This window comes from Hymenobacter coccineus (assembly GCF_001816125.1).
Classification (GTDB): domain Bacteria; phylum Bacteroidota; class Bacteroidia; order Cytophagales; family Hymenobacteraceae; genus Hymenobacter; species Hymenobacter coccineus.
Map to the genome: position 1 here is coordinate 1 of NZ_MDZA01000056.1, position 11,970 is coordinate 11,970.

11 protein-coding genes and 1 pseudogene are annotated in these 11,970 nt (G+C 67.0%); 6 read left to right on the forward strand and 6 right to left on the reverse strand.

All coding sequences use genetic code 11. The annotated features are described in order from the left end of the window. Window positions 1–1,338: PQQ-dependent sugar dehydrogenase (locus tag BEN49_RS04655; RefSeq protein WP_070741439.1), on the reverse strand; the 1,338-nt coding region annotated here is incomplete at its 3' end. A 345-nt stretch (window positions 1,339–1,683) separates the two neighbouring features. On the opposite strand from BEN49_RS04655, the gene BEN49_RS04660 reads away from it, so the two are divergent. From BEN49_RS04660 to BEN49_RS04680, 5 genes are all read left to right on the forward strand, one after another. Further along, window positions 1,684–3,039 carry a POT-type proton-dependent oligopeptide transporter gene (locus tag BEN49_RS04660; protein WP_070741442.1) on the forward strand — a complete coding sequence of 452 codons (1,356 nt, stop codon included), beginning with the start codon at window positions 1,684–1,686 and terminating at the stop codon, window positions 3,037–3,039. 429 nt (window positions 3,040–3,468) lie between these two features. Further along, window positions 3,469–4,635 carry an aminopeptidase gene (locus BEN49_RS04665; protein ID WP_070741445.1) on the forward strand — a complete coding sequence of 389 codons (1,167 nt, stop codon included), beginning with the start codon at window positions 3,469–3,471 and terminating at the stop codon, window positions 4,633–4,635. 298 nt (window positions 4,636–4,933) lie between these two features. Beyond that, window positions 4,934–6,436 carry a M28 family peptidase gene (locus tag BEN49_RS04670; RefSeq protein WP_070741448.1) on the forward strand — a complete coding sequence of 501 codons (1,503 nt, stop codon included), beginning with the start codon at window positions 4,934–4,936 and terminating at the stop codon, window positions 6,434–6,436. Between the two features lie 178 nt (window positions 6,437–6,614). Beyond that, window positions 6,615–7,022, forward strand: a complete 408-nt coding sequence (locus tag BEN49_RS04675) for a hypothetical protein (RefSeq protein WP_070741451.1) — start codon at window positions 6,615–6,617, stop codon at window positions 7,020–7,022. 60 nt (window positions 7,023–7,082) lie between these two features. Continuing rightward, entirely contained in the window at window positions 7,083–7,712 is a 630-nt protein-coding gene (locus BEN49_RS04680; RefSeq protein ID WP_070741454.1) for a flavin reductase family protein, read from the forward strand. A gap of 79 nt (window positions 7,713–7,791) precedes the next feature. On the opposite strand, the gene BEN49_RS04685 is transcribed toward BEN49_RS04680, so the two are convergent. Together BEN49_RS04685 and BEN49_RS04690 are read right to left on the reverse strand one after the other, a co-directional pair. After that, window positions 7,792–8,829, reverse strand: coding sequence for an MBL fold metallo-hydrolase (locus tag BEN49_RS04685; RefSeq protein WP_070741456.1), 1,038 nt, complete (start codon window positions 8,827–8,829; stop codon window positions 7,792–7,794). Between the two features lie 179 nt (window positions 8,830–9,008). Next, window positions 9,009–9,374 (reverse strand): hypothetical protein, encoded by a 366-nt coding sequence (locus tag BEN49_RS04690; RefSeq protein WP_070741459.1) that lies wholly within the window; start codon window positions 9,372–9,374, stop codon window positions 9,009–9,011. 111 nt (window positions 9,375–9,485) lie between these two features. On the opposite strand from BEN49_RS04690, the gene BEN49_RS04695 reads away from it, so the two are divergent. Continuing rightward, window positions 9,486–10,655: an esterase/lipase family protein gene (locus BEN49_RS04695; protein WP_070741462.1), complete on the forward strand. Its 1,170-nt coding sequence runs from the start codon at window positions 9,486–9,488 to the stop codon at window positions 10,653–10,655. A 70-nt stretch (window positions 10,656–10,725) separates the two neighbouring features. Here the strand turns inward: BEN49_RS04695 and BEN49_RS04700 are convergent, their stop codons facing one another. From BEN49_RS04700 to BEN49_RS04705, 3 genes and pseudogenes are all read right to left on the reverse strand, one after another. Continuing rightward, complete coding sequence (locus tag BEN49_RS04700) at window positions 10,726–11,010, reverse strand: hypothetical protein (RefSeq protein ID WP_070741465.1); 285 nt, start codon at window positions 11,008–11,010, stop codon at window positions 10,726–10,728. A 221-nt stretch (window positions 11,011–11,231) separates the two neighbouring features. Further along, entirely contained in the window at window positions 11,232–11,360 is a 129-nt protein-coding gene (locus BEN49_RS30055) for a hypothetical protein (protein ID WP_262490176.1), read from the reverse strand. Then, a pseudogene (locus tag BEN49_RS04705) lies at window positions 11,348–11,970 on the reverse strand (hypothetical protein); the annotation flags it as partial. The pseudogene BEN49_RS04705 and the gene BEN49_RS30055, both read right to left, overlap by 13 nt.

Sequence of the window (11,970 nt, forward strand, 5' to 3'; positions counted from 1 at the left end):
CGTAGCCAGCGCCGTGGCGGGCCCGGCGAGCTGGTAGATGGTGCCGCTCTGGTCGTCGGAGATGAACAACTTGCCCTGCGGGTCCACGGCCGTGTCCACGGGGCGGCCCCAGACGCTGCCGAGGGTGGGGCCGGTGAAGCCGGCCACCAGGTCGGTCTGCGGGCCGGGCGTTTGGGTAGTTGCGTTCCAGGGAAAGTACGCCACCGTGTAGCCGGCGGGCGCGGTGCGGTTCCAGGAGCCGTGCAGGGCGATGACGGCCGCGTTGCGGTAGGCCGCCGGGAAGGCCGTGCCCTGCAAAAACGTGAGCCCCAGCGCCGCCGAGTGCGCCGGGATGCCCTTGCTGATGCGCGTCATGGCGGCGAGGTCTACGTGGCCGTCGCGGTTCCAGTCGTAGTCGCGGTCGAAAGGCATGTTGTCCAGGCCAGCATCGGGGTTAGGGTTGTAGAAGGGCCAGCCGTAGTTGGCCCCGTCGTTCACCTGCGTGAACTCGTCGGGCGGGTGGTTGTCCACGTAGTCCGGCAGCACTTGGCCGTATTTGCCGGTGCCGTCGTCGAGGGGGTAGGGCGTATTGTCGCGGTTGTTCACGGCCACCCACAGCGTGTTGGTGCCGGGCACGAAGGCCAGCCCCTCAGCGTTGCGCAGGCCCCGGGCGAAGAGCCGGCGGTTGCTGCCGTCAGCGTCGTACTGATAGATAGCCCCGCGCACCGGGTCGCTCTGGGTGTCGGAGGCACAGGCGTTGCAGGTCGAAGCGATGCTCACGTAGAGCTTGTGGTTGCCGTCGAGGGCCAGGTTTTTGAGTTGGTGCCCGTAGTTGCCCTTCAGCTCGGGCGTGCTGGCGTCGGGCAGGCCGGCGATGATGACCTGGCGGTTCTGGCCGGTGAGGTCGCCAGCTTGGTACACGTAGCGGTTAATCTGGTTGCTTTCGCTTAAGTACAGGTACGTGGTGGTGCCAATGGTGTGGAACACGAGGTCGTGCGGGTTGCGCAGGCCAGTCACAAAGTCGGTGACCACCGGCGGACCGCCCGCGCTGCCGGGCCGCACCAGCGCCACCTTGCCCGCCCCGGGCTGCGACACCAACAGGTTGCCGTCGGGCGTGAGGGCCAGGAACCGGGCCCCTGGCACCCGCGCGTACACGGCAATGGCGAAGCCCGCCGGCACTTGCAGCGTCCGCGGCACGTCGAACGGGGCGCTGGCCAGGGCCGCGGGCACCGCGAGCGGCACGGAAACCGCTGCGGGCAGCTGCGCCCAGGCGGGGCCCGCCAGGCTCAGGCTCAGGCCGGCAGCTAACAGGTAACGGCCCGCGCCCAGCGCGGCTGATTTGTAGAAAGCGGTGCTCATATAGGACGGGGGGCTAGTGGGAATAAAGGCAGGTTACCAATCACTTAAGCTACTGTTTTGCGTCGCCAAAAGTTCACCCATTCAGCTATTGAAACCTAAGCCAGCACAAACGGTCATGCGCATCGGGCGTCCGCGCCGCCAAAGCATCCTTTTACTGCTAATTAATCATGGCTTACTGCCACCGGATGGATGCTGCGCGGTACTTTGCATGGCGTTCAAGTAATTTTTTGCCGAGTTTCTTTCCCCTTTCAGGAAAGCGGGCCAACGCGTCTTTCGCCTGTAACTTGGCCCGCCGGGCTTGGGGCCCCCGGCCGGCCCGCCGCCTGCTTTTGCTCCGCCCGCCTTATGCCCACCGCCGTCCCGCCGCCCGCCGCGCCCGCTTTCCCGCGCGCCCTTCCGTTCATCATCGGCAGCGAGGTGGCCGAGCGGTTCAGCTACTACGGCATGCTCACCATCCTGCCCACGTTTCTGGTGGCGCAGTTCTTCAACCCCACCCACAGCGGGGCCCTGACGGCCGGGGCCGAGGCGCGGGCCAACGAGCTGGTGCACTCGTTTTCGGCCCTGGGCTACGCGCTGCCGGTGGTGGGGGCCCTGCTGGCCGACTGGGTGCTGGGCAAGTACCGCGTCATCCTGTACCTGTCCATTTTGTACTGCGGCGGGCATGCGCTGCTGGCCGCGTTCAGCCACGACTTGCCCGGCTTCCGGTTGGGGCTGCTGGTGGTGGCGGTCGGCATGGGCGGCATCAAGTCGAGCGTGACGGCCAACCTCGGCGACCAGTTCACGCCGGCCAACGCCGCGCTGCTGCCCAAGGCCTACGGCTGGTTTCAAATGGCCATCGACGTGGGCGCGGCGGGGGCCACGGTGCTCACGCCGCTGCTCTACAAGCACTTCGGGCCGGCGGTAGCTTTCGGGGTACCGGGGCTGCTAATGGCCACGGCGGCGTTCACCTTCTGGGCGGGGCGGCGGCGCTACGTGCGGGTGCCGCCCACCGGCCTGCGGGCGGGCCTGCGCCAAACGCTGGGGCCCGGCGAGGGCCGCGCCGCCCTGCGCCGCATCGGGGCGGTGTTCGCCTTCGTGCCCGTGCTGTGGATGCTCAACGAGCAAAGCTCCTCGGAGTGGGTGCTGCAAGCCACCCACCTCAACCGCGAGCTGTGGCCGGGCTTCACGCCACTGGCCGAGCAGCTGCAATTGGCGGGCATCGTGTTCGGCATCGGCCTGAACCCGCTGCTCACCTACGGCGTGTACCCGGCCCTGGCCCGGCGCGGCCTACGCGTGACGCCGCTGCGGCGCATGGGCGCGGGCATGGTGGTGGCGGCGCTGGGCGTGGCCATCGTAGGCGGGGTGCAACGCAGCGTGGACGCCGGCGGCCACCCCTCGGCGTGGTGGCAGGTGCTGGCCTACTGCGTGCTGGTGGCCGGCGTTATCACGGTGGCCATCACGGGCTTGGAGTACGCCTACACCCACGCGCCCCGGGCCCTCAAAAGCCTCACCACGGCCCTGTGGGTGCTCACCATCGCGGTGGCCAACTTCGGCCTGAGCCTGCTGAACGGCAGCATTGCGCGGGGCGGCTGGCTGGCCGGCCTGCACGGGGCCAACTTCTACTGGTTTTCGGTGGCGCTAATGGCCGTGAACGTCACGCTGTTTGCCCTAGTGGCCAGGCGCCTGCGCGAGGAGGTGTACGTGGGGCCCACTGCCAGCTGAGGAAAGCTGTTCCGGCCGGCGGCCACGGCTTCCTGCGTTCGGCTGGGCCGCCGGCCTGGGTAGCCAGCCAGCGGAGGGGCCCAGCTGCGTAGTAGCCAGCGGACAGGCTGCCCGGGCCTGGCCCTCACCATTGCAATTATTTTATTGCTAACTACTTGCTAGAAATACCCCTGGTATTGATGGAGCTGAGGAGGCGGCCGCCATATTTATAAACTTTTATATTCATTAATATAAAAGTTTATAAATAATATTCGTATAATTGAATACTTTTTGATTTGCTGCTCGGTCGGTCGGCCGTTCACAACCAGCAAAATGGGGGCAACTAAGCTAGCCGCGGGGCCCCAGATTTTTTCACTCATCCATTTCCCAATCCCAGCCAGAATGAAAGATCCTTACGCAACAACGGGTTGGCTTGCGGGCCTGCTTTTGATGGCAGGCCCCGTGCTCGGGCAGAACTATGAGCAGATGGCCAAGCAAATCGTCAACACCTCGGCCGCGGTGAAGCCCGGCGAACTGGTGATGATTACCGGCGGGCAGTTTACCATGCCCCTAATGGAAGCCATTGCCGTGGAAGTGGCCCGCGCGGGCGGCCAGCCGGAAATGATGGTGAATACCGATAAGGTGGCGCGGGCCATCGACATCGAAATGCCGGAGTCGGCCATTCAGGCCTCCAAGAACGACAACTGGCTGTTGCAGTCGGACGTGCTGATTACGCTGCCCCAGCTGGAAGACAGCAAGGCCGTGCTGGCCGGCATGACCCCGGCCCGCGAGGCCAAATTTAACAAGGTGGCCGCCGAGGGCGGGCTCAGCAAAAAGCTGGACGCTACTAAGTTGCGGGGCGTGTTTGTGAGCTACCCCAGCAAAAGCCTGGCGGCGAACCAGCAGTTGGACTACCCCAGCTACGAGCAGATGGTGTGGGCGGGCATCGGCACCGACTACGCGGCCGTGGCGGCGCAGGGGGAGCAGCTAAAGCAGCTGCTGGCCACGGGCAAGAAGGTGCACATCACGTCGCCCGCGGGCACCGACCTGACTTTTCAGCTCGCCGCCCGCCCGGTGTTCGTCGACGACGGCGTGGTGTCGGCCGCCGACCAGCAGGAGAAGCTCATCTACAACCGCACCGCCCGCTTGCCCGGCGGGCTGGTGTACGGCACCTGCCAGGAAACCTCCGCCACGGGCCGCCTGGCGGCCTCGCCCACCACCTGGAACGGCAAGCCCGTGCGCGGGTTCAAGGGCGACCTGAAAAACGGGCAGCTGACCAACCCCCGCGCCGACGCCGGGTCCGAAGATGTGCAGAAGTGGCTCGCGGCGGCTGACCCCAGCGTGGCGCAGGTTGGCTACTTTTCCATCGGCCTGAACCCCGACATGAAGCCCCAGGAGCAGAAAGGCTACAACCCGGGGACGGCCGCCGGCATGGTGTACGTGGGCATGGGCAACAACAAATTGCTGGGCGGGGCGAACCAAGCCGCAGGCGGCACCAGCTTTCCCATCGCCAACGCGACCGTGGAGGTAGACGGCCGCGTGCTGGTGCGCAACGGCCAGCTGGTGTCCCCGGTAATAGCCAGTGCCGCTCCCATAATTAGGAAAGCCCAGAAGTAGGCCGGCGCGGCTTCTGTTTGCGTTTCAAAGCTGCTTCCGCGCTGGCCGCATTTCGTAACACCCTCGGGCCCACTGGCCTGGGGGTGTTTTTTTTATTGCCAGTACCAGGGCTGAACCGCGCCGGCACGCCCGGCAGAACAGCCCGCTGGCTTGGGTATTGCCTCGTGGGGTGGTTTGTTGAACGGGCGGTACGTAATCCGCCTGCCGGGGCCCTGATTGCCGGTTGGTGCGGCTTGGCGTAGCTTCGCAGGCCTTGTATAGGGGCCCCGAATCTTCGTTTTTTATTTTCCTTTCTTTGATGACTCACATTACCCACTACTTGCGACAAGGGCTAGCCGCCGCGCTTTGCCTGGCCGCGCCGCTGGCCGCCACCGCCCAAAAGAAACCCGCCGCCAAAGCGGCCAACGCCGAAAGCGCCATCCACGAGGCCGACATCAAGCGCGACTTGTACGCCCTGGCCGGCGACCACTACCGGGGCCGCGAGGGCGGCACCCTCGACGAGCTAAAGGCCAGCGTGTGGCTCGTGGACCAGATTCGGGCCACCGGGATGCTGCCGGCCGGCGACGACGGCACCTACTTCCAGTGGTTCAATATGCAACGCACGCGCCTGGGCAAGAACAGCACGCTGCGCATTGGCATCCACGACGTTAAGTTGAACGAGGACGGCGTGGTGGTGGCCCCCACCAACGCCAGCATCACGGCGCCGCTGGTGTTCGTGGGCACGGGCTCGGCGGCGGAGCTGGCCAAGGTGGACATCAAGGGCAAGGCCGTGGCAGTGCAGATTGCCGGGGCCCCCACCGATGGCATCAGCTACCGGCGCTACGTGTTTGGTAAGTTCAGCGGGCAGGCCGGCGAGCTGGTGAAGGCCGGCGCCGTGGCCGTGGTGTTCGTGTCGGACGCGCCCGCGCAAGCCGTTTACGATCATTGGAGCCACGTTTTTGAGCGCGGGCGCTACAGCCTGCCCGGTGTGGCCAGCACCAAGGTGGTAAGCACGCCGCCCGTAATCTGGCTGCCCGCCAGCGCCGCCAGCTGGGTGCAGCAGGCCGGCCAGCAGTTCAGCACCGAGCTGAAGGTGGAGAGCTTCCAGTACCCGTCTGTGAACCTCGTGGCCAAGATGCCCGGCACCGACGCGCAGCTGAAAAAGGAGTACGTCCTCTTCAGCACCCACCAGGACCACGACGGCGTGCGGGCCCCCATCGCCGGCGACTCCATCTACAACGGGGCCGATGACAATGCCACCGGCTGCGCGGCGCTGCTGGCCATCATGCGGGCCTTCAAGCAGCAGCCGGGCCGGCGCTCGGCCCTGTTCGTGTACCAGGGCTCGGAGGAGCGCGGCCTCATCGGCTCGACCTACTTTTCGGCCCACCCCACCGTGCCCGAAAAGAGCATCGTGGCCGTGCTGAACGCCGAGATGATGGGCCGCAACGCCCCCGACAGCGCCGCCCTGCTGGGCAGCACGCCGCCCCACATGAACTCGTCGGACCTGGTGAAAACCGCCCTGGCCGCCAACCAGGGCCCCGGGGGCCCTAAGTTCAAGCTCGACACCGAGTGGGACAAGCCCACCCACCCCGAGGGCTGGTACTTCCGCTCCGACCACCTGCCCTACGCCCGCCTGGGCATCCCGGCCATCATGTACACCTCGCTGCTGCACGTCGATTACCACACCCCGCGCGACGAGCCCCAGCGCATCGACTACGCCAAGCTTACGCGCATGACGCAGTGGATGTACCTCACCGGCTGGGCCGTGGCCAACCGCACCGCGCCCCCCGCCCGCGAGCCCGGCTTCAAGCTGGAACGCTAAAGTGGTTTCGAGGTCCGTGTGCGAGAACCTCACCCCCGGCCCCTCTCCAAAAGAGAGGGGTGCCAGTCGGCAGCTTTAAACCAGTTTTAAATCGTTGAACGCCACCCTCTCTTTGAGAGCGGGGGTGAGGCTCCCATGCAAGGACTCAGAAACGACTAACTAATCCATCCCTATTACCATGAACCTAACCAACGCCCAATGGGCCTTTGTAACGAGCCGCTGGCTGCTGGGCGTGGCCTTTTTATCGCACTTGCTGGTGCGGGGCCCTAAACTGGCGGCGTTTCAGGCGGGGGTGGTGAAGCAGTTTGCGGGCACGGTGCTGCCGGCGGCGCTGGTGGGGCCCTACGCGCTGGCGCTGCCGCTCGTGGAGGGCGCCATCGGACTGCTGCTGCTCATCGGCCTATTCACGCGGCCGTCGCTGGTGGCGGCCATGCTGGTGCTGATGAGCCTGGTTTTCGGCAGTAGCCTGCTGGAGCAGTGGGCCACGGTGGGCACCCAGCTGCTGTATGGTTTGTACATTTTTGCCCTGCTACTGCACGTGCAGCACAACCGCCTGGGCCTCGACCGGGTTGGTAAGTACCGCTGAACCCGGAACCGGCGCAGCGAGCTGCTGCTAGCCGATAATTGCTCACTGTTAATTAAAAAAATGCGCCACATCACCGCCGCCGATATCCACGGCTTCGAGAAAGTTTTCCGCCTCAACTTCGTCAACGGTCTACCGGGTTTTAAATCGGCCAACCTGGTGGGCACGGCTTCCCCCGACGGCTTTCCCAACCTGGCCATTTTCAGCTCCGTGATTCACCTGGGCTCCAACCCGCCCCTGCTGGGCATGGTCACGCGCCCCGCCACCGTGCCGCGCCACACCTACCAGAACATCAAGGACACCGGCGTCTACACCCTTAACCACGTGCCCACCGACAAGGTGGCCGGGGCCCACTACACCTCGGCCGATTTCCCGCCCGGCATTTCGGAGTTTGGGGCCTGCGGCTTCACGGCCGAGTACCACGACGGCTTTCCGGCCCCCTACGTGGCCGAAAGCGCCGTTAGCATTGGCCTGCGCTTTCTAGAGGAGCACGCCATCAGCAACGGCACCGTGCTGATGGTGGGCACCGTCGAGCACGTGTACCTGCCCGCCGCCGGCCTGCGCGACAACGGCACCCTGGACCTGGTGGCCATGGGCACGGCCGCCATCTCGGGCCTCGACGGCTACCACGCGGTGGAGCCGCCCGTGCGCTTCGGCTACGCCCGGCCCGGCAAGCCCCCAGTGGCCGAATAGCCTTCCGGTTTCCCTTTTTAAACGCGCAAAAGTGCCCGCCCCAGCGTGTGGAGCGGGCGCTTTTGCGTGCGTGGGGGCCCTAGTTTTCCATGCGCTGGCGCCAGGTGCGCTCCGCGTAGCGGTTAGGGTTCTGGACCCTGGGCGACCAGGCGGCCGGGCTTTTCTTCTTTGGGCTGCGCACGACCCAGGCCGCGACGCCCGCCAGGGCCCCCGCCACGAGCAGGCCCTTTACCCAGGGGCTGAGGACGGGCGGGGGCACCGAGCGCACGCCGGTGGCATCGGCGGTGGCTGGGGTGTGAGCGTAGCGGCCGATTTTGGGCCGGGCCAATTTGTCGAATTGCCGGGCCAGTTGCAGCAGCTGCTCGCGCAAGGCGGGGCCGTGCATGGCAATGCCGTGGCCGGTGGCAGCCACCTCGGGGGCCAGGCCCGCCAAGCGCTCCACCGAGTCGCGGGCCGCGTCCCAGTCGGGCGTGAAGTAGGCCGGCGGGCCGTGCACCCGTTGCTTTTGGGTGAAGGTGGCCAGGCCCGACTCGCCCACGACGGTCGTGAAGGCGTCGCCCGCCACCAGCACCCGGTCGTCTTCCTGGAAAAAAGACACGTGCCCGAAGGTGTGGCCCGGCGTGTGCAGCCAGCGCCAGCCGGGCAGGCCGGGCACGGTGTGGTCGGCGGGCAGCGCCTGCACCCGGGGCCCCAAGTCGAGCGGTTTTTTGGGGTACAGAAACGAGAGGTAGGCCATGGCGCCGCCGCCCACGGTGGGGTCGGGCGGCGGGTAGCTGGAGCGGCCGGTGAGGTAGGGCAGCTCCAGCGGGTGGGCGTACACGGGCACGTCGGGCCAGGCTTCGAGCAAGCCGGGCAGGGCGCTCACGTGGTCGAAGTGGCCGTGGGTGAGCAGGATGGCCACCGGTGGCGTGGGGCCGAACACCGCTTCGGCGTGCTGCTGGACTTTGCCGGCCGAGCCGGGCAAGCCGGCGTCGATCAGTACCCAGGGGCCCGGCGGCTGCGCGGGGGCCACCGCCGCGTAGTAGAGGTTCACGAACACGTCGCGCAGTACCCACAAGCCGGGCACCACGGGCATGAAATCGGGCGTACTGGCCCGCGAAGCGTGGTTGGAAAGCATAAGGCGGAAAGGAAAACGGTGAGCTGTACGGTTCTCCTCCTACGTGGCCGCCCGCCCCGTGTTTCCGTCGCGCTGAGGCCTGGGCGCCGGGCCCAGCCATTAAAAAGCCCGCTGCCGGATGTGTAGCGGGCTTTTCTTGTTTAAAAACGCAGCTAATTAACAGCCAGCGGCCAGCAACCTTATTTAGGGGCCTGGTTTTTATCAACCGGCGTTTTGCTGTTGCTCGTCGATTGGTCGGTTACGGGGGCCAGCTTGCCGTTGGCCGACTCGGGCGAGCCGACGCTGCTGCCGGCCGGGGCCGAGTTGAGCTGGGCCTTGACGCCGCCCTTCTTGATGTCCGCGGCCGAGCCTTCGCCGCCGGCGGGCTCCACGCGCTGGCGGTCGCTGATGCTGTCGCGCGAGACGTCGGAAGTGTGCCAAGTGGGCGTCCAGCTGAAGTTAGAGGTTAATTGCGGGTTGTGGCCGGGGCTGTAACGGTAGTCGCAGGCGGTGAGGGCCGGGGCGGTGCCCAGCAAAACCAGGACGAGGCGGAGGGTGCGGTTCATGAGCGGAACGGTAAAGAGTATTTACCCCCAAAGTACGTAGTTTTTGAGCGGACGGCTGCCCGGCGGGGCCGGTTTCAGCCGTAATTTCCCGGCCCCGTCCCACCTGTTGCCATGCCCAAACTTCCCCCCGAAGGCCAGCCCTCCCGCCTGCGCCGCGCCCTGGCGGCCGCGGGCCGCGTGGCCACTGCCCCAGCGCGGGGCGCCGCCTACCTGGTGGGCTCGGCGCGTGCGCACCAGCATTTCTTCCTCCCGGTGCTCAACGGGGCCCTGGGCGACCAGCTAGCCGCCCGCGCCGACCCGCGCGCCCTGTGCCTGAGCTTCCGCGTGGGTGGCCACGACGTGCCCGTGGCCGCGCTGGGCTTGCAGGGGCCCCGCCAAAAAACGGTGGTGTTTGTGCACGGCCTGATGGGCGACGAGCAAATTTGGCAAACCGGCTTCGACGACGCGCCCGGCTACCGCCGCTACGGCCCCCGCCTGGCCGCCGAGGCCGGCGTGCGCGCCCTCTACGTGCGCTTCAACTCCGGCCTGCACCTCTCCGAAAACGGGCGCGCCCTCAGCCGCCTCCTCACCGAGTTGGCCACCACCTACCCCGATGCCCTCGGCGAGCTGGTGCTGGTGGGCCACAGCATGGGCGGCCTCATCATCCGCTCGGCGGGGTATTACGGGAGCGAATCAGAATCAAAAGCTGCCCCTGAAACAAACGGCGAAGCAGCAAAAGAGCCAGCCCCTGCCCACGACTCATTTTTAATTTTTAATTCTGAATTTTTAATTCCTACCCCTGCCCCGTGGCTGCCGCACTTGCGGGCGGTATTTCTGCTGGGTACGCCCAACGACGGCTCGTGGCTGGAGCAGAACAGCCACTTCGCGGCCCACCTGCTCCAGCGCATCGACCTGTTTCCGACCCGGTTCCTGAGCAACGCCCTCAACCAGCGCAGCAACGGCATCAAGGACCTGCGCCGCTCCATTCTGGTGGATGAGGACTGGCAGGGTGCCCACGCCGCCGACCGGGCCGCGCCCCGCACCGCGGTGCCGCTGCTGCCCGGCGTGGCCTACCACATCCTGATGGGCTCGTGGCTGAAAACCAACCGGCCCGCCGCCCTGCGCCAGTACTTCGGCGACGGCCTGGTGAGCCGCAGCAGCGCCCAGGGGGCCGCTATTTTTGGCAACGAAGCCGCCCTGCCGCCCGGCACCAGCGTGCGCACCGTCGAGTTTCAGCAGCAGCACCACACCGGCCTCCTCACCCACCCCGAGGTGTACCAGTACCTCAAGCACTGGCTCTAAAAACGACGAAGCGAGCAGGCGCCCATCCATGGCCGCCTGCTCGCTTCGCTGCTAAAACTGCGCCGGGGCCCTAGTTGGTGGGTGAGCTGCCGGGGGCGGCGGCGCCGGTGCCGGGGCCCGTGCCCTTGGGGCTGGTGCTGCCGGCGGTGGTGCTGCCAGCGGGCAGCGCGCTGCTGGGCTCGCCGGTGGCGGCGGCTTCCGCGGTGGCGGTGGTATCGGCCGGGGAGACGGGCGTGGACGACGTGGCCGCCGCATCGGTGCTAGTCGTGGTGGTTTCGCTCGTGCCTTTGCTGTCGCAGCCGCTGAGTAGCGCGCCGCCCAGCACAGCGGCCAGGGAAATCTGGGAGAGTTTCATAAGAAGTTGGCTGAAAAGAAGAACTGTATGTAAAAAAACGTACCGGGCTATACGGATAATTCCGGCCGGCGCACGGCCCGGGAAACACTTTTTTTCAGCCAAGTGCCTGCTGGCTACGCGCCCGCTCCTGGCTACCGGGCCGCTGGCCCGAGGACCAGTGGCCCCACCGGCGGGCCGAATTGAATTGGATGATGCCGCGCTGCCAACCGGGGCCCCGGCCGCTACGGCCGCTTGCGCCGGCACTCGGCCTCGTACACGCGCCGGCCCAGCTCGCGCAGAAACGGGAAGCCAATGGCGTCGTATTCGTAGTGGTCGTCGTTGAGAATGCCGTTGACGTTCACGTACACCACGGCGCTGAGCAGGAACTCAACGCCCCGCGCCGAGTCGCCACGTAGGCGTTATCAATGAGGAAGCCGTAGGCCTGGCCGATTTTGTTGAACACCCGCACGCCCGGCGGCAGCGCGGCCTGCCCGCCCCCGCCCAGCAAAAACTTGGCGTAGGTGGCCGGGTAGTGGGCGGCGTCGTAGCGCGGGTGCGGGCTGGCGGCGGGGGCCTGCGCCATCGCCGTGCGCAGCAGGGCGTAGTCGGCCGGGGCCAAAGCCAGGCGGCGGCGGGCGGGCAGCGTTTCGGGGAAGAGCACGGCGCGCAGCACCCGCTGCTGGTCACGCAGCGGGAACACGTTTTTCTGGCTCAGGTCCAGGGGCCCCGGCACTACCGCGCTGCCCACCACGTGGGCCCGGCCGACGGCCATGCCGCGCAGGCGCCAGTGCGGCACGGCCCGGCCAGTAGGCGGCGGGCTGGCGGTACAGCAGCCGGCGGCCGCCGTATCGGCATAGAAGCTGACCGGGTTGGTGTGGAGCGAGCCGGGCGGCCCATCGCCCACCGCCAGACGGCCGCGATGCGGGTGCGGCGCAGGCCCAGCGTGCCGCAGCCCGGCCGTGCAGGGCCCCGAGCCCCACG

Bases quoted from the DNA above. Each gene is read 5' to 3' on its own strand.
- BEN49_RS04660 (WP_070741442.1), top strand. From the start codon at position 1,684: ATGCCCACCGCCGTCCCGCCGCCCGCCGCGCCCGCTTTCCCGCGCGCC.
- BEN49_RS04665 (WP_070741445.1), top strand. From the start codon at position 3,469: ATGGCAGGCCCCGTGCTCGGGCAGAACTATGAGCAGATGGCCAAGCAA.
- BEN49_RS04670 (WP_070741448.1), top strand. From the start codon at position 4,934: ATGACTCACATTACCCACTACTTGCGACAAGGGCTAGCCGCCGCGCTT.
- BEN49_RS04675 (WP_070741451.1), top strand. From the start codon at position 6,615: ATGAACCTAACCAACGCCCAATGGGCCTTTGTAACGAGCCGCTGGCTG.
- BEN49_RS04680 (WP_070741454.1), top strand. From the start codon at position 7,083: ATGCGCCACATCACCGCCGCCGATATCCACGGCTTCGAGAAAGTTTTC.
- BEN49_RS04685 (WP_070741456.1), bottom strand. From the start codon at position 8,829: ATGCTTTCCAACCACGCTTCGCGGGCCAGTACGCCCGATTTCATGCCC.
- BEN49_RS04690 (WP_070741459.1), bottom strand. From the start codon at position 9,374: ATGAACCGCACCCTCCGCCTCGTCCTGGTTTTGCTGGGCACCGCCCCG.
- BEN49_RS04695 (WP_070741462.1), top strand. From the start codon at position 9,486: ATGCCCAAACTTCCCCCCGAAGGCCAGCCCTCCCGCCTGCGCCGCGCC.
- BEN49_RS04700 (WP_070741465.1), bottom strand. From the start codon at position 11,010: ATGAAACTCTCCCAGATTTCCCTGGCCGCTGTGCTGGGCGGCGCGCTA.